General features: G+C 40.9%; 13 protein-coding genes, 1 tRNA gene and 1 pseudogene. 3 read left to right on the top strand and 12 right to left on the bottom strand.

Annotated elements, in window-relative coordinates; genetic code table 11:
* The first annotated feature begins 66 nt into the window (after nucleotides 1-66).
* A complete protein-coding gene (locus tag SNE_RS04330) occupies nucleotides 67-516 on the top strand; it encodes a hypothetical protein (protein ID WP_013943123.1) in 450 nt (149 codons plus the stop codon).
* A gap of 192 nt (nucleotides 517-708) precedes the next feature.
* Here SNE_RS04330 and SNE_RS04325 read toward each other — a convergent pair whose 3' ends face one another.
* From SNE_RS04325 to SNE_RS12205, 3 genes are read right to left on the bottom strand one after another with little or no spacing between them, the layout of a single operon-like run.
* The gene (locus tag SNE_RS04325) at nucleotides 709-1,356 is read right to left on the bottom strand and encodes a class I SAM-dependent methyltransferase (protein ID WP_013943122.1); all 648 of its coding nucleotides are present in this window, start codon (nucleotides 1,354-1,356) and stop codon (nucleotides 709-711) included.
* Nucleotides 1,335-2,150 carry an alpha/beta hydrolase family protein gene (locus SNE_RS04320; protein WP_013943121.1) on the bottom strand — a complete coding sequence of 272 codons (816 nt, stop codon included), beginning with the start codon at nucleotides 2,148-2,150 and terminating at the stop codon, nucleotides 1,335-1,337. The genes SNE_RS04325 and SNE_RS04320 overlap by 22 nt, the downstream gene beginning before the upstream one ends.
* A 2-nt stretch (nucleotides 2,151-2,152) precedes the next feature.
* Nucleotides 2,153-2,620, bottom strand: coding sequence for an NUDIX hydrolase (locus tag SNE_RS12205; protein ID WP_013943120.1), 468 nt, complete (start codon nucleotides 2,618-2,620; stop codon nucleotides 2,153-2,155).
* Nucleotides 2,621-2,721: 101 nt separating this feature from the next.
* Here SNE_RS12205 and SNE_RS04310 point away from each other — a divergent pair, with 101 nt between their 5' ends.
* A complete protein-coding gene (locus SNE_RS04310) occupies nucleotides 2,722-3,561 on the top strand; it encodes an alpha/beta fold hydrolase (protein ID WP_041418779.1) in 840 nt (279 codons plus the stop codon).
* On the opposite strand, the gene SNE_RS04305 is transcribed toward SNE_RS04310, so the two are convergent.
* The 4 genes and pseudogenes from SNE_RS04305 to SNE_RS04290 form a co-directional block, all read right to left on the bottom strand.
* Entirely contained in the window at nucleotides 3,548-4,555 is a 1,008-nt protein-coding gene (locus SNE_RS04305; protein WP_013943118.1) for a 2-oxoglutarate and iron-dependent oxygenase domain-containing protein, read from the bottom strand. The genes SNE_RS04310 and SNE_RS04305 overlap by 14 nt on opposite strands.
* A 149-nt stretch (nucleotides 4,556-4,704) precedes the next feature.
* Nucleotides 4,705-6,264: a GNAT family N-acetyltransferase gene (locus SNE_RS04300; protein WP_013943116.1), complete on the bottom strand. Its 1,560-nt coding sequence runs from the start codon at nucleotides 6,262-6,264 to the stop codon at nucleotides 4,705-4,707.
* Between the two features lie 120 nt (nucleotides 6,265-6,384).
* A pseudogene (locus SNE_RS04295) lies at nucleotides 6,385-7,046 on the bottom strand (arylamine N-acetyltransferase family protein).
* Between the two features lie 186 nt (nucleotides 7,047-7,232).
* Nucleotides 7,233-7,304, bottom strand: a tRNA-Asn gene (locus SNE_RS04290).
* Nucleotides 7,305-7,440: 136 nt separating this feature from the next.
* Here SNE_RS04290 and recD2 point away from each other — a divergent pair.
* A complete protein-coding gene (recD2, locus tag SNE_RS04285) occupies nucleotides 7,441-9,636 on the top strand; it encodes an SF1B family DNA helicase RecD2 (RefSeq protein WP_013943113.1) in 2,196 nt (731 codons plus the stop codon).
* Nucleotides 9,637-9,841: 205 nt separating this feature from the next.
* On the opposite strand, the gene metG is transcribed toward recD2, so the two are convergent.
* The 5 genes from metG to SNE_RS04260 form a co-directional block, all read right to left on the bottom strand.
* Entirely contained in the window at nucleotides 9,842-11,893 is a 2,052-nt protein-coding gene (gene metG, locus SNE_RS04280) for a methionine--tRNA ligase (RefSeq protein WP_013943111.1), read from the bottom strand.
* The gene (locus tag SNE_RS04275; RefSeq protein WP_013943110.1) at nucleotides 11,886-12,095 is read right to left on the bottom strand and encodes a hypothetical protein; all 210 of its coding nucleotides are present in this window, start codon (nucleotides 12,093-12,095) and stop codon (nucleotides 11,886-11,888) included. The genes metG and SNE_RS04275 overlap by 8 nt, the downstream gene beginning before the upstream one ends.
* Before the next feature lie 12 nt (nucleotides 12,096-12,107).
* A complete protein-coding gene (gene gmk, locus SNE_RS04270) occupies nucleotides 12,108-12,701 on the bottom strand; it encodes a guanylate kinase (RefSeq protein WP_013943109.1) in 594 nt (197 codons plus the stop codon).
* A 4-nt stretch (nucleotides 12,702-12,705) separates the two neighbouring features.
* Complete coding sequence (locus SNE_RS04265) at nucleotides 12,706-13,596, bottom strand: YicC/YloC family endoribonuclease (RefSeq protein ID WP_158307208.1); 891 nt, start codon at nucleotides 13,594-13,596, stop codon at nucleotides 12,706-12,708.
* 90 nt (nucleotides 13,597-13,686) lie between these two features.
* Nucleotides 13,687-16,623: a hypothetical protein gene (locus tag SNE_RS04260; protein WP_041418775.1), complete on the bottom strand. Its 2,937-nt coding sequence runs from the start codon at nucleotides 16,621-16,623 to the stop codon at nucleotides 13,687-13,689.
* Nucleotides 16,624-16,637 lie beyond the last annotated feature (14 nt).

Here is a 16,637-nt window from a genome sequence, read left to right as displayed (position 1 = left end):
AATAAATCTGAAGGAAAGAACCTCAGAGTTTAAGTTACTCGCTTGAAAGGAAATTTCTTTTGGGGTATGGCCAAAATCATGATTGGCGCATTTTTTGGCTTCGTAGCTCTAGTCTTAATCTTTTTTAAACTGCCTGGAGTCGCAGTCTGCGTAGGACTTTTAACCTGCGAAGTTTGCGCCTCTCAAACACCATGGATTCCACTTTTTGGGGGCGCTTACTTTTCCACCCTGATTGCTATCATTTTCCTTTTTCCAAACTTTCCCAAATGTCCTTGGCGGTACGTAGGGATCGTTTGGGCGCTAGCACTACCCGTCCTTCTCTATTACCTCCATCCTCAATGGTGTACAATCTGTTTCTTTGCCCACTTATGCCACTTAGCCCTTTGGATTTTTTGGAGGCAAAGAACCGAAAGCTTGACCCTTCCATTGAAAATCAGACTCATCATTGTTTTTATCGCAGCTCTTGCAACAACAGCCTTCTTCGCATCGTTAAATTTAATCTTTCTAGCTTACTAACCTGAACTCTAGGTTTATTTTGCTTAGTTTCAAGAGAGAGAGAGTTCTCTTAAATCCTCAGTATTTTCACAGTCATGGAAGAAAAGTTCAAGACGACTGATACAGGAAGCCCAAATTGGGCTTTCGAAGGAAGGCAATGATAAAATTTTCTCCAGAAGTCGATTAAGGATCGACCAACTCGCAACAACGTTATCAAACCTTTTCTGAGACAACCTCAATGAGGGTGTCTCTATATTTTGAAGGTATTTTTCTAAAAAAATCGCTACAGAGCTTTTCGTCGTAAATACTGGTACTAAGCAACTTAAAGCTCGCTTTTCTAAGGTGAGAGCTTATAGAATCTAAAGTGTGAAAATAACGCTGAATCAACTTCCCATTTGATTCATAGGTCGTCATACAAGTTGCATCATCATACGCAACATAGTGCTCTTTAATCTCTTCACAAAAAATTGATCGCACCACAACAAATAACTTTCCCCCTTTCTTCAAGACTCGATAGAGTTCATGAAGCGCACCATCTAAGGAAGATTTAGGCAAATAATGAAGGACAAGACGAGCATAGATGAAATCAAAACTCTCATCTTCATACGTCAGAGACTTTGACACGTCTTCTAGTTTGACCTTCACCCGCTCTGCAAGACCTGCTTTTTGAAAAATTTCTTCGGCAAAGTCTTTTCCTTTTGGATCAATTGTCGTTGCTATCACTTGCCGTCTTGGATGGCCCAAAACCATCATCTTTTCAGCTGATCCCGCAGTTGAAATTCCAACACTATAGACCTTTAAATCCTCATCAGTAAGAAGATTGAGACCATTTTCTTCGCTTATTGAAATTGAATCATGCATCTCAATTTCATGTGGGCATCGACCCAGGCTTCGGTTGCTTTTAATGTCTCTTCATACGAAATTTTTTCGCCCTCAGCTTCGTCACAAATAACCAAATGGCATTCTTTCCTGGCCTGATTCATCGCATGAGCAAAGTCTTTAACTTCCTCAACACTAACCGTAGGATGCCCTCTTCGATGGAGTAAAAAGAGAGGAGCTTGAAGCTTGGCGACTTGAGAGCAAAGGGAACGAGCTTCGATTGAATCTAAATCTTGAATATCGATTTCATAATTTTTTTCTCGCAAAATATCGAGTAATGGATCACCTGGAAACATATGCCTAAAAAAGTCATATCCTCCATTAGTGCAAACAACCAACCTGACATCATCTCGCATTGTAGAGAGAAGTGCGCCGGCAAGCCCCCCTTGTCCAAATCCAATCACACCAAAATCTTTCACTCCTAGAGTTTCTTTGACATGATTGACCGCTTCATTGACGATAAGCATAGTATGGGGGCCACAAAAATCCTTTTGCCCTGAAGTTCCTCCATATCCTGGAAGGGAAATGGCAGCTACTGCATACCCTTTATCAAGCCAATGAGTGCACCAATCAGTCGAAATTCCCTTAAGCCCTTTGTTTCCAGCTGCTCCATGAAAAAAAATCAGGAGTTGGTCAAAGCTCATTTTGGGAGATTCCATATAGATTTCGACTTTTCCCCCAATACGATCTGGAAGCTCAAGCAGAAAAATGTTATCTTCGATTCCATACCCTTTTGTAAGTCCTAAACATAGAAAAATCATGAGTAAAATGCGCATAGTTATATCTCCAGTCGTTCGACATTCCAATCTAGTAGTTTTGCACGGAGATTCTCAGGAAAATCCAGAGGGAGTAATGATGCAGCTATTTCAGGTACCACCCAAGTATAGCCAAGATGCTCAAAACTCAAAGAAAGAGTTTCTTCTTGAGCTAATCTGCAACTATACGTTGCATAAATCACTCCACAATCTCCATTTTCTGTCGGAACACGAATCGTTGTTAAATCGATTGTAACAGGAGAAATCTCTGAGATTTCAGTGATTCCTGTTTCTTCAAAAATTTCTCTCCGTAGTGCATCAAGGGGCGTCTCTCCCCGATTGATACGCCCACCTGGCAAATCCCAAATCACTTGATCTCCATCAGCAGTTAAATCAAATTTTTTTGGATTGAGTCGAAGCAAGAGCATTTCTCCTTTTTCTCTAAAGAGAAGAGCTTTCACACCCAAATGAAAACAATCTTCCTTTGCCATAAGAGTCTCCTTTCAAAAAATTTTAAGACTTCCAGGGCTTTAAAATCAATGTGATCTGAGGTATTTTAATGGGCATTCATGTTTTAAAGTGGAGGAATTTCATGCCAACAATTGAACTTCAAGGAAAGACTTGTTTTTATCAAGATTGGGGAAAAGGCTACCCTCTCTTACTCGGCCATAGTTTTTTATGGGATAGTGCGATGTGGCAACCCCAAATAGAAGAACTCTCAAAAAACTTTCGCTGCATCGTTCCAGACTTATGGAGCCATGGTCAATCAGATCCTCTCAACGCCTCTTTGACTTCTATTGAAGTTCTTGCAGACAATTACTGGGAGTTGATGCAAGCTCTCAAGATTTCAGAATTTGCGATCATTGGCCTTTCCGTCGGAGGGATGTGGGGGACAGTGTTAACGCTCAAACATTCAAAAGCAGTTAAAGCTTTAGTCTTAATGGATACATTTGTTGGAAAAGAACCTGCTCCCACACAGCAAAAATACTTTGGGCTTTTAGATTTTTTGGAAAAAGAGAAGGCCTTCACTCCAGCCCTTCTCACTCAAATTGTTCCTCTCTTTTTCTCTCCTGTAACTCTTTCACAAAACCCCACGCTTGTCGAAAAATTTCATCAAAAATTGAGCATGATTCCCCCTGAAACTATTGATGGAATTGTAACATTAGGAAGAGCGATTTTTTCCCGTCCTTGTTTACTAGAGCAACTAGAAAACATTCAAGTGCCAACACTTGTAGTGGTTGGGCAAGATGACATTCCTCGCCCTCCACAAGAAGCATGGGAAATGATTGAACGCTTTCCAAACAGCTCTCTAAAAATTGTTCCGGAAGCTGGACACATTTGTAATTTAGAAAAACCGGTAGAAGTGACTTCGTATTTGTCAGATTTTTTGAAACAACATCTACCGGTTTTAGAGCGACTTATTCATCTCTAACAATATAACGCTCGAAAGTTCGATCGTTCCATTCCCTGTAAGAGCAGGGGGCTCCAGCAACTCCTCCATAACGACTATCTTTTGTGAGCTGCGAAGTAGAGTGAATGACTGCTTCCATAGGAGCATCTGTAAAGAGTGCCATAGCATACCGTTCTACATTACCTGCTGCTTTTTGTACCCGATGCTCAGTTGCACGGATTTTGTCATTCATGACAAGCTGACCAAACTCTCCCACCTGAAACAGCATCACCTCAGGATCATTGGCAATCACTTTTTTGAATGCCTTCCCTACTTTCACAAAAAGACCAGCCTCCGGGGGTTCTGGAACCTGCTTTCCATTCTCAAAGTAAAAAGCAGGAACAAGGGCCGTAAACATTGAATGGTCAAAATGATCTCCACACCAAAGAGGATTTTCATAATCGGTTCTTCTATCTTTGCAATAGTAAAGCATGCGTCCCAGACGAGGAGTCTCATCTAAATAGATTCCTGTCGAAACTCCAATCATGCCAAGCTTGAGCATGATTTCCTCCCCCATTTCAGCCATCAATTGGCCCAGCTCTAAAAAGGGACCTTTTAAATCAAGCTCGGTTGGCCATTTATTTTGAGGGCGATCGGGAACTAGTCCATAATAAGACACTTTTAAATCATCAATCACCCAAGTTCCATCAGGTCGTTGAAACTTTTCTTTTCCCCGTTCATACCCAAGAAACATTTCACTTTGAGGAGCATACGCCTCTTTCACTTCTTCAGGAAGCGCAGAAAATTCCCGGGCAGTTTCAATGAGGGTTAAGACCTTTTCTCGATAGGATGGAACACCTCGAATTCCTACAATTCCTTGGGTGTATAAGGCTTGCTCAAGCTTCTCAAGAGCTATGGAATCCCCTCTTGAAAAATCATCATACGAAATGACAGTTAAGTCGAGCACCTCTAGTGCAACCCCTTTTCCACAAAAAATAAAAGCTAACAAAACGAAAAATTTCAAAGACCTACGCATAACATACCTTTGTTGTAGGCAAGAAGAGAAAGAATCTCTTCTAGATTTTTGTAAGAGTCTTTTATGAAACTTCACTTATTTTTTGTCTACTTAACCCAAGAAAAGGCTGGGAAGAATGAAAAAAGGACAATGATTGGAGCGAAATGCACTTATGTTTGATGCCAAATAACACTAAACAGCTCATGGCGCCGGTCATTGAGATTGAGAACTGATCCACTCACTCGAGACTCATAAAGAGCATCTAAGTTGAGGTCTGCTAAAATCAACATTTCAGTATTAGGAGTACTGTCAGCAGCAATCCCATCTCGTGAAAAAACAAAATCGCATGGAGTTAAGATAGCGCTTTGTGCATATTGAATATCCATATTCTTGACTTGCGGCAAGTTACCAACATTACCTGCAAGAACAACATAACATTGATTTTCTATTGCTCGAGCGTGGGCGCAGTAACGCACTCTCAAATACCCCTGTCTTTCGGCTGTGCAAAAAGGAACAAAAATGAGATGAGCGCCTTGATCTGCTAAATGTCTCGCAAGTTCAGGGAATTCTGCATCATAACAAATTAAAATCCCAATAGCACCACAATCAGTAGGAATGACATGCAATTTGTTCCCCCCCTCAATTTTCCACCAATACTTCTCATCAGGGGTTGGATGGATTTTAGCTTGCTCATGCACACTTCCATCACGGAGAAAAACATAAGCAATATTGTGAATCATATCATCTGCTACTTTGGTCGGATGTGAGCCTGCAATAATGTTCACGTTGTATTTTACAGCAATTTCAGAAAAAAATTGCTTCAAGATTTCGGTATATTCCGTGAGTTGGACAATAGCCTGCTCAGGGGTTATCTTTTCATTTGCAATAGAGAGAAGCTGCAAGGCAAATAACTCGGGAAATAACAGAAAATCAGCACGATAATCATGCGCTACGTCAACGTAATAGGAAACAATCGACTTAAATTCCTCAAAAGAATGAATTTGCCTCTGCAAATACTGTACTGACGCGACTCTAATTGTTTTAGAGGAAATAAATCCACCAGACCGTTTTAACGTTTCCTCAATGCTTTCTTTAGGATTTTTCCAGATCATATGCACTGCATTGCCCAAAGAACTATCGTCTAATGGAAGATAGTTCTTAAGAATTCCGAGCGGCTTATATCCAAGTCTAAGTTGAAAATTGAGCACTGGATCACGAATTTTTTTCTCTAAAACCGCCTGCAAATACCCTTCTGGAGTTTTGACTTCTGCTATCTTTTGTTTTAGAAGGGACATACGCCCTGCAAAAATCACTCCTTTTAAGTTAAATTTCTTACATAAATGATGGCGCATTTTGTAAAACCGCTCACCAATGCGCATTTTCCTAAAATCCGGATCGACAAAAACGTCAACACCATAGAGATAGTCCCCCTTTGGGTTATGGGTCGAACAATATCCATTCCCTGTAATCTGCTGCCATGTATGCTTTTGCATAGCTAGCTGCTCAAGAACGATCATAGATGCACAATAGCCAACGATTTGCCCATTGTATTCTGCAACAAGCTGTCCTTCTGGAAAATGGTGAATATGACCAAGGAGTTGTTCTTCTGTATAAACATCTCTTTGCCCATAGACTTTTAAAGAAAGATCAATGATATTGGGAATATCATTTAAGGTCGCTTTCCTGATTGTAAGCGGCGGTTTCTTCTTCGCATCATTCGTTTTGGTCATGTCTAACGCATATGTATGACATGTATTTTATACAACAAAATTTATGGTATTTATCAAAAAATAAAATGCTGAACGAGTGCTGATGTTTTCATAGTTATGGCGAAGACAAAGCCAAGCGAGTCAATTTGTTAAGCTGATCCCAAACTTTTCAGATAAACAGTTCATCATTTGGCTTTCATTGATTGATTCCAGCTTTTTCTCCCCATTGACATCCATAGTAAATTGCTTATTTCTTAACTCAAAGTAGCCTTCAGGTTTTAAGAGAATACAAATAGGATACCTTCGAAAAAGAGAGTCTGGAGACGTCTGATGGTACCGATTCCGCTCTTTAAAATCCTCTAGGGTTGAACTGGCTAGTAGCAATTCATAAAGTGGTTTCCACTCCCCATCTTTACTTAGCTTTTTTACTTGATACCCAGTTGAAACAGAAGATGAACAATAGATTTGTGCCATCTGATCTTTTTGAAAAGAAGTTTCTGTAAGTAACGGCTCTGTAAACCCCTTTCCCCATCCCACATCGACAATCCATGTCTCTTGCAAATAGACTAATAAAACAAGATGTTGACTTGTTGGAAGAAGAGTCCCATCATTTGTGTAGAGTTTTGCATCATGAAGAGTCACTTGAAAGCCAATTACATCCAAAGCCCAGGCTAGTAGACCATTCATTTCATAACAATACCCCCACGTTTCTTTCTTACCAACTTCTCAAAAACATCTGGGAGTTCTAGGGAAATCTCACGGCCTAAATGAATATCTAAATTTTCAAAAGGAATGTGTTGCAAATGCAATCGTTGCAACTTCTGCAATGTTTCAAGCGACTGGTCCAAAGTTCCTTCATAACCAATTCTCTTGAGATACTCTTCTATCTGCAATTTGATCTCACAGTTACGAGGCAAAAAAATAAATCTATCTCTAGTAAAGATATAACTGCAAAAGAAAAGGTCCCTCTCATAAAGAGGGACCTTGCTCTCCGGATGCTGGATTCGAACCAGCGACCAACGGATTAACAGTCCGCTGCTCTACCGCTGAGCTAATCCGGAATAGTTCATCCATCTTACTTAAGCTTTTATTATTTATCAATGGGGAAGAGATCGATGGAAAGGAAATCTTCGAAAACACGTGATTCCTACTCAAAAAAGATAGTTTTTTGTCAAAACTTGGGCTACCATTGTTTTCATGGATCAGCTCAGTGGATACATCGAAAACATCGTCTTTAGCAGTGAGGAAAATGGCTTTACTGTTGCACGGCTCAAGCAGCCACGCGAAAAAGACCTCACCACCATTACAGGCACCATGCCAGGGATCAATCCAGGCGAAACCATTCATTGCCGCGGCAAATGGAAGCACCACCCTAAACACGGACGTCAATTTGAAGTCGAAAGCTATGAGCTGACAGCTCCTGTTGATGTTCTAGGCATCCAAAAGTACCTTGAGTCGGGCATGGTCAAAGGGATTGGTCCTATTTATGCCAAACGGATCGTTGAGTTTTTTGGAGTGGAAACACTCAAGATCATCGACAAGTTTCCCTATCGGTTACTTGAAGTTCCTGGAATTGGTGAAAAACGGGTGCAACAAATCGAAACCTGTTGGGATGAGCAAAAGTCGATCAGGCGCGTCATGATCTTTTTGCAATCGCACAAAGTAAGCCCCTCTTTTGCTCGAAAGATTTTCAAAACATACGGGGAAGATAGCATCGAAAAAGTTACCGAAAATCCCTACGCACTTGCTCGAGATATTTTTGGAATTGGGTTTAAGACAGCTGACCAATTAGCGCAAAATATGGGAATCGAAAAAGACGCCTCAATTCGTATTCAAGCAGGAGTTGAATATGTCTTATGGGAGCTCAGCAATGATGGCCATGTTTGCTACCCCATCGAACTTTTTTTAAAAGATGCTGAAGCCATTTTAGAGGTTGCACCTGAAAAGATCCGCCAAGAAATCGATACGCTGGATGAAGCCAAGCGGATTGTGAAAGGTGAGGCAAATAAAGAGCCTTCGATTTGGATCCGTCCCCTTTTTATGGCAGAGCTCGGCATTGCCCGTGAACTCAAACGGATACACGATGGGGAATGTTCCATCCGGTCTGTTCTTATCGATAAAGCCGTCGAATGGGCTGAAGAAAAGTTGCGGATGAGATTTGCCAAGGAGCAAAAAATCGCCATCGAAAAGAGCCTTTCAGAAAAGCTTCATGTGGTAACTGGAGGACCTGGAACCGGGAAAAGTACAATCACAAGAGCCATTTTGTCGATCACTTCCAAACTCACCGACAAAATCACACTGGCTGCACCGACGGGACGCGCAGCCAAACGTCTTAGCGAAATCACCTACAAAAAAGCTTTTACAATCCATAGCCTGTTAGAAGTCAACTTTCAGGAAGGTGGATTTAAACGAAATAAAGATAATCCTCTCAAATGTCGGCTCCTCATTATTGATGAGGCAAGTATGATCGACACTCAACTGATGTACCATTTGCTAAAAGCTATTCCGGACGAAACACGTGTTATCTTTATTGGAGATATCGATCAACTTCCAAGCGTAGGTCCTGGAACTGTATTAAAAGATTTGATCGAATCCGAGCGAATCTCCGTCACTCGGTTGAAACACATTTTTAGGCAGGGGCGAGGTTCCCGTATTGTTCAAAGCGCTCACCGAATCAACGCCGGTTATTTTCCCGAACTTTCTTATGATGCTGAGAGTGACTTTAACTTTTTAGAAATCGAAAATCCTGAAGAGATTCTAACGCGCACTGTCTCTCTGATTAAAAAAGAAATTCCTCAAAAATTTGGTTTTGATCCGATCAATGAAATTCAAGTCCTCTCACCAATGAAACGGGGACTGATTGGAATCGACAACTTCAATCACATCTTGCAAAAAGAACTCAATCCTCAATCGATGCAACTCTTACGTATGGGACGGATTTTTCAACCTCAAGACAAGGTTATGCAAATCCGCAACAACTACGATAAACATGTCTATAATGGAGATGTAGGACGTATCCAAGAAATGGACCTCGAAGAGCAGAAGTTAACCGTTGATTTTGATGGAAAGACGGTCTCCTACGACTTTTCAGAGCTCGATGAGCTCATGCTAGCCTATGCGGTCTCCATCCATAAGTACCAGGGGAGTGAGTGCCCCTGTGTGATCATTCCTGTCCATGTGAGTCACTTTAAGCTCCTCTTTAGGAATCTCTTATACACCGGGCTCACCCGTGGCAAGAAGCTAGTCCTTCTCCTAGGGACGAAAAAAGCCTTAGCCATCGCCATCAACACGGATAATGCCCAAAAAAGGTACACAGGACTTCGAGAACTCCTCTCAGAAGCTATACAGGGACAGGAGAGCGAAAAGTCGGAAACAATCTTAATAAACCCTTGAAATTAAAATATTCGCTTGATAAAATGAACTTGTGGGGTGAAACGCGGGAAAGGATAAGGGCAAAGAAGAGTTTTCATAGAGATTAAAAGGAGATCAGACTGATGAAAAAGGCAAAAAAAAGAGCTAAAAGATTCCTAGCAAAAGTGTTTCGTCGCAAAACTCGCTTTCAAAGAGCGGTACGCTCTATGAAAAGCTTGATGTGCATCTAAGAGACAGTTTCTCCAGGAAATCCATTAGAAAGTTCGAGAAGCTCCATTCGTGGGGCTTCTCCATTCACTAAAAGCATGCCTTGACTTTCTACGCCCATCAGTTTGACGGGTTTTAAATTCACAACAAATGTCGCTTTTTTCCCAATCAACACAGATGTATCGGGAAATCCTTTTGCAATCCCTGAGACAATCGTTCGTTTTTCAATTCCAAAATCCACTTCTAGCTTAAGTAGCTTTTTACTTTTAGGGACAGGTTCTACACTTAAAATCTGCCCCACACGTAAATCCAATTGCTGAAAATATTCAAAATCGAGGAGCTGTTTAAATGGAGGAATCTCTTTTTGAGGTTTCGGAGCAGAAAGTTCTGCTCGTTTTTTTAAAGCTTCGATTTCAGCAGCAATCATTTCATCTTCCACTTTTTGAAAGAGAACTTCAGGAGTTTTCAAGGTGTGGGTTTTCGGTAACCCTTGCTCGAGGACATCTTGCCAATGATAGGTTGAAAGGAGCTTTTCATATCCGAGAAGTTTCCAGAGTTTTTCTGCCGTCTCTGGGATAATGGGAGCTGAAACAAGAGCTAAAACATTCAAGATACGTAAGGAGCAAGCAAGTGTGGTTCCTAATTCTCCTCTGAGCTTTGGATCTTTCGCTGCAATCCACGGCTTTTTCGCATCAAAATAGGTATTGCCAAGTGTTGCCAATTCCATGATGAGCTGAGAGGCTTTGCGCAGTTGGAAGTGGGAGTAGGATTGATAAATTGCCTTGGCTTTCTCCTCAATCTCTTCTAAAAATTTTTCATCTTCATACGCCATTTTCCCGAAAGAAGGAATCTCTCCTTCAAAGTGTTTTAAAGTGAAGACAAGGACCCGGTTGATGAGATTTCCATATTTCCCAAGAAGCTCTGTATTACAGCGCATTTGAAAGTCTTTCCAAGAAAATTCACTATCTTGGGATTCAGGAGCATTTGCTGCAATGGCATAACGAATTTGATCGGGAGAGAATTTTTTAAAAAAATCCTCAAGATCGATATACCACCCTGTCGATTTACTAAACTGCTTCCCTTCGAGATTGTAGAATTCGTTAGCAGGCAATTCATCGACAAGCTTATAAGGAGTATTTTGCCCCATGACCATCGCTGGGAAGAAAATGGCATGAAAAGGGATGTTGTCTTTCCCGACAAATTGGACGTAATGTGTGTCAGGATCGAGCCAATATTTTTCCCAGGCATTTGGATCATTTTTCACCTTTTGCGCCCATTCCATTGTTGCAGAAATGTAACCTATAGGTGCATCAAACCAAACATAAAAAACTTTCCCCTCTGCATCATCAAGTGGAACTGGAATCCCCCAGTCCGAATCTCTTGTAATGGCGCGAGGTTTTAAATCATCGATATAGTTTTGAGCAAAGTTCACAACATTCGACTTCCAATGCTTTTTCTTGATCCAATTTGTGAGCTTGTCTTTGAAAAGATCAAAGCGTAAAAACCAGTGCTTCGTCGGCTTCAATACAAGTTCCGCCCCTGTGAGTTTGGAGCGAGGATTTTTGAGATCAGTGGCTTCATAACTGGCGCCACACGTTGGACATTCATCCCCTCTTGCATTCTCGGTATGACATTTTGGACAAATGCCAACCACATACCGATCTGCTAAAAAACGGTTATCAGCAGGCGAAAAAAGCTGCTCAGTGACCTTAGGCTCGATATACCCATTTTCTAAAAGATCGAGAAAAAACTGTTGGGTTGGATGCACATGTCCATCCCAAGTGGTACGTGAATAGTGGTCAAAAGAGATCCGAAGTTGCTTAAAAAAACTTGCAATCACATGATGAAAAATGTCGACGTGCTCTTGGGGAGTGCGTCCTGCCATTTCTGCATTCAAAGTGATTGGAACTCCATGCTCATCAGAGCCGCAAATGTAGAGAACATCATGACCAACAAGGCGCTGAAAACGAGCATAGCAATCCGCAGGCAAGTATGCACCTGCAATGTGTCCAAAATGAAGTGGGCCATTTGCATACGGGAGTGCCGCCGTGATCAGGACCTTTTTACTCATGGATGGTGATCTTCTCTTGTGCGACTTGCTTTTGCACTTTTGGTGGATGTTTGCGAATTTCATGTAAAAGCTCAGTCACATTGAGCTCTTCATTCCCCGCATGAATTTGACGCTGTGCCATGTGGATGGCATAATTCGTCATTTCAAAGTTATCTTCGAAAATTTCCTTAAAGGCTTCTTTTGTGAGTTCGTCGTTTGCCATAATCTCCTCAATTTACTGCCGAATTTTATGTTCTTCGGCAATGACAATGCTTTTTAAAACTTGGTAAGCCGTATTTAAATCATCATTCACGATTTTGTAATCGTAATGGACGGCTTGATCCATTTCATATTGCGCCCATGCCAAACGCTTTTGAATGACTTCTTCTGATTCTGTTTGGCGTTTTTCAAGCCGCTCCTTGAGAATCTCTATCGAAGGAGGTGCCACAAAAACAAAAAGCGCCTTGAGCTTGCCCATAATGGCCAATGCTCCTTGGGTGTCAATCACCAAAATGACATGTTTCCCAGTTGATCTTTGCTCCTCAACCGTTTCTTTAAGTGTTCCATAATGATGGTCAAATACCTGAGCATGCTCCAAAAATTCTCCTCGATCGATTCTCTTTTGAAAAGCGGAATCGGTAAGAAACACATAATCTTTCCCATCAATCTCTCCCTGTCTTGGAGGTCGGGTCGTGCAGGAAATGCTTTGGGTAAAAACCTCAGGGAACTCATCAATCAGCATACGAACCAAGGTTGTCTTCCCGGTCCCTGCAGGAGCGCTCACAACAATCGCAAACCCCTTATTGACATTTCCTAGTAGAGGGCGCATCCTATCACTCGATATTTTGAATTTGTTCCCGAATCTTTTCCTGCTCAGTTTTCATCTCTAAAATCGCCATTGTGATCTCAATATCTTGCGATTTCGCTGCTGTCGTATTCACTTCTCGGTTCATTTCTTGAATTAAAAAGTCGAGTTCCCGGCCCACACGTCGCTTCTTCGAGCTCATGAGATCTCTAAATTGTTGCACATGTGAACGCAATCGCGTCATTTCTTCCGTCACATCGACTTTTTCAGCTAAAAGGATGAGCTCGCGCATCATCCTCTCGTCATCTTCACCTTTAAGCAAGTCTAATTCTTCTAGCCGCTTTTCAAGTTTCTCTCGAAACATTTCGGGGGCGGCTTTCACCCGCTCTGCAATTTTATTAAGCTGCGCTTCAATTTCATCTAAGCGAGGTCCAATATCTTCAAGTAAGGTCGCGCCTTCCCGTTCACGCATGGCGATGAATTTTGAGAGCGCTTTTTTAAACCCTTCTAGCAATTGCCCTTGCAACTTTTCATCTACTTCTAGAGCAGGAGAACCACTTGATGAAATCCCATAATTGAGCAGGTCAGTAAAAGAAATAGCCTCTTTGGGATGATATCCCAATTCTTTTGCGTAAATTTGACATTGCTTCTGAATGGCTTTCATCTCTTCTAAATCTGGAAGAGTTAACCTGCCGTTTGTAGAATGAACCTCTTCCCTAGTCACCCGTACAGTAATAAACCCTCGTTTCACCTCTTTTGACAACTCTTTTCTAAAATCCATATCGAACATTAAGAGTTCTTTTGGTAAATTCACTGCGATATCGAGACTTTTGCGGTTCACAGAGTGGATTTCGATGAGGAACGAGCTCGATTCGGTTGTCACGTGAGCCCTTCCATAAGCTGTCATACTTCGGAACATGCGCATCCAGGTAGTGGTTTGAAGAGATTTATACCCGAAAAATGCCCTGAAGTCAAGAAGTCTAGCCTTGTAATATTTTTATTTTACGCATTATCCAAGATGGTTAAGTTCAGTAGAAACAAGTCTTAGATTGTCTGAGAATGAGAGTCCATTTCCTTGAATCTGTTTAGATTCAGCTGATAAAGGGTCAAATTTAAAATAACCATAGGCGTAAAAAAGAATATTTACAAAACCCTCTCTCACTTCATACCCATTTTCCTCATCCCAAATCCATCTCGCAACAACATCTTTAGCCCAGCTTTCATCGATATAAGCTTTTCTTTTGAGCGCTTCGCGTTGAATGATTCCAATGAAAAAGTCCAATGCTAACTCTCGAAATTCCCTATCTCCACCAAATCCTAGCAAGTATTTGACATGTAAGGTGACACACTTTTCGTACTCATGAATCATTTCCTTTTGTATCTCTATAGGGGTCACAGTCGTTTTTGAAGCATCTACATGCTGATCTAAATACCCCAGATGAAGATTTAAATGCGGCAACTGGTGTGCATACCAATCTATTGTATTGACTAGTTGCTCATTGTGAGCATCACAATATTTATTTTGGATTGCCAGCTCAAAGCACCTGCGTTTAAAAGCTGCAAGCATTTCAGCAAGTCGGTTCTTCATAAGCACTTCTTGCGTATGCATGCGTTTTTCTTCACACATCGGACAATCACAAAACTCGTTTCTATTTCCTTCAAAATTTCTCAAAGCCGAAATCCAATCAATTTTGCATCCCTGCATCGCATTAAAGAGCTGTTTCAAAAGTTCTCCCACAGTCTCTTTAGTTCCAGTATCAAGGTTAAGATCCTTATTAACCATGATTTTCAGTGCATATATGATATGCTTGAACCGGTTGAGCATCAACTTCTGCTCTTGTTGAGCTTTCAAAGGATCAAAAGCAAAAAATGAGAGATTACTAGAGGTCATCAACTTACGAAACTTATCTTCAGTAGGAAATACTTTCACACCAAAGAATTGAGCTAAGTTCCAAAGCTCCGTTCTAACATCGTAAATGCTTTCAATCATTGAGTAACGGTTGTAGCCAAAAGGAACAAGATCAAAAAGTGTTTGTTCATTAATCACCATCTTTCCCCAAAATGTTTTGGGAGTCTGTAACAGCGCGAAAAAAGCCCTATGAAAGGCTGAGATTTCTGTAGACTTGATGGCAAATTCTTTGCCCTTTTTTGTCACTGCAAAAAGGCGTTCAGGAGAAACTTGGCTTACAAGCCATGGACAAAGAAGAAGTCTGGTCTGCTCTATCGATAAACCGGAAACCTCTTTTGGCAGCTCTTCCATCCAATTCTTCTGCTGCTTAGTCAAAAATGGATACACTTTAGGGTGAATAAAAAAGAGCTTGTTTCTTGGAACTGCCTGTACAAGATCAGTACGTGTGATGTTAACAATATGCCTATCTGGAATATGAGGAATCATGGAAGGGTGCAAATAATTCAGTCTTTCTACAGGTATTTCAGCTAGATAAGCCAAACTCACTTCATTAGCCGTTACATTCATTAATGCGCGATCAGTAAAATATTGTATTCCAAAGCGCTTCCCGAAAAACCATGATACATGATCACGGATAGAAGTAAACATTGCTTTATCTCGAATTTCTTCGATTTTATGATTAGCAAAGGCTCTGTTATAAGATACTTTAGTTTCAGTATCTAATTGATCCCAAAGAAAACGATCCTCTTCAAATTGCTTTGCAATGGTTGATAGAACGGGCTGCGATACGCGTATCAGCTCACTTGGGCTAAGAAGCGGAACACTACAGATTAATTTGCGTTCGATAAGAAACTGCCGAAGTAGCATTCTATCATCAAAACCCAGCTTTTCATCTCTTCCTGCTTTAACATAAAGGTAATAGTAGTAAGCCTTCACTCGAAGAGAGCGCCCAGAAGTCGGTGGAGGCATTTCAACTTCAAACACATAATTTTCATTAGGAGGAGCGAGATTATACTCAAAAAAACGCCTAGCAAAAGCACTATATTGATCAGACGTCAGTGCTATTTGCTCGTTAGCTATTAAAATCTTATGAAACCATTTAATTTGGGCTTTAGAAAGTGACGGGATATTAGCCGCATCGGGAATAGGCACTTGAGGCAAACATTGTTTGTCAGGGAAATACTGTGGAGGTTTCACGTGATTATGAAAGAAAAACGTTGCCTCTTTTCCACATAGTCGGAAATTACGGTAATATTCTTTTGCAATGAACTTCAGCTCTTCTGTGGTAAAATTATCCTCTTCTTTGAAAGGAGAAGTCAAAGGTAATAACGGCAATTCCTTCTCTTCTAAAATCATATCGAAAGCCACTTGAAGCGGGAGCGAATAAGCATCCCACATATCTGGATTGAGTACGCATTGGACTCGAACTGCTTCTAATTGTTCATTATTGAGTTCTTTAAAATCTTCCTTTGATGCAATAGGGCAATGATAATGTTCATATCGCTGTACTGAACGATTTTGGAGAACTATGATAAGTGGTTTGAGCCGCTCCCATCGATTTTGGGCTGTAAAGATAATCGAGTTGTAGAACCTCTCGTCAGCATATGCAGCCAAAATCAGTAATCCCAATTTTATCACAGAATCAGCAACATATTGCCCCGTTTTTTTGAAAGCATATGTCACTGACTCTCGAAATTTCTCATTAATATCTAGTGAAAGCATGTTCGATGAGATTAGATAATAACCGATGTTTGAAAAAAATAAACCCGCAAGCAACCCTATCTCAATCACACCTAACTTTGTCCAAAATGAATTTTTATTTTCTTCATCTGCGAAGTAACTGTTCAGCAGCGTTTCAGTTATCAAAAACGAAGCTATTTGATAAGTGGTGTTTACTACAGCAGATCCAAAAAAATGACCTATTAGATTCCCATTTAGAACTGCAATCCCTCTTTGAAAACCATAAGAAATGGCTAAACTTGTGCTCCCTGCAATAAGATGTGCTGGGTTGGGGAATAAGACTTGACTAGTCGTCATATTAAGCATCCTCA

The organism is Simkania negevensis Z (assembly GCF_000237205.1).
GTDB classification, from domain to species: Bacteria; Chlamydiota; Chlamydiia; order Chlamydiales; family Simkaniaceae; genus Simkania; species Simkania negevensis.
Note: the sequence above shows the minus strand (reverse complement) of the source record. Positions and strands in the feature narration are given on the sequence as shown.

Coding starts and splice junctions, on each gene's coding strand:
- SNE_RS04330 (WP_013943123.1), top strand. CDS start 67: ATGGCCAAAATCATGATTGGCGCATTTTTTGGCTTCGTAGCTCTAGTC.
- SNE_RS04325 (WP_013943122.1), bottom strand. CDS start 1,356: ATGCATGATTCAATTTCAATAAGCGAAGAAAATGGTCTCAATCTTCTT.
- SNE_RS04320 (WP_013943121.1), bottom strand. CDS start 2,150: ATGCGCATTTTACTCATGATTTTTCTATGTTTAGGACTTACAAAAGGG.
- SNE_RS12205 (WP_013943120.1), bottom strand. CDS start 2,620: ATGGCAAAGGAAGATTGTTTTCATTTGGGTGTGAAAGCTCTTCTCTTT.
- SNE_RS04310 (WP_041418779.1), top strand. CDS start 2,722: ATGCCAACAATTGAACTTCAAGGAAAGACTTGTTTTTATCAAGATTGG.
- SNE_RS04305 (WP_013943118.1), bottom strand. CDS start 4,555: ATGCGTAGGTCTTTGAAATTTTTCGTTTTGTTAGCTTTTATTTTTTGT.
- SNE_RS04300 (WP_013943116.1), bottom strand. CDS start 6,264: ATGACCAAAACGAATGATGCGAAGAAGAAACCGCCGCTTACAATCAGG.
- recD2 (WP_013943113.1), top strand. CDS start 7,441: ATGGATCAGCTCAGTGGATACATCGAAAACATCGTCTTTAGCAGTGAG.
- metG (WP_013943111.1), bottom strand. CDS start 11,893: ATGAGTAAAAAGGTCCTGATCACGGCGGCACTCCCGTATGCAAATGGC.
- SNE_RS04275 (WP_013943110.1), bottom strand. CDS start 12,095: ATGGCAAACGACGAACTCACAAAAGAAGCCTTTAAGGAAATTTTCGAA.
- gmk (WP_013943109.1), bottom strand. CDS start 12,701: ATGCGCCCTCTACTAGGAAATGTCAATAAGGGGTTTGCGATTGTTGTG.
- SNE_RS04265 (WP_158307208.1), bottom strand. CDS start 13,596: ATGTTCCGAAGTATGACAGCTTATGGAAGGGCTCACGTGACAACCGAA.
- SNE_RS04260 (WP_041418775.1), bottom strand. CDS start 16,623: ATGACGACTAGTCAAGTCTTATTCCCCAACCCAGCACATCTTATTGCA.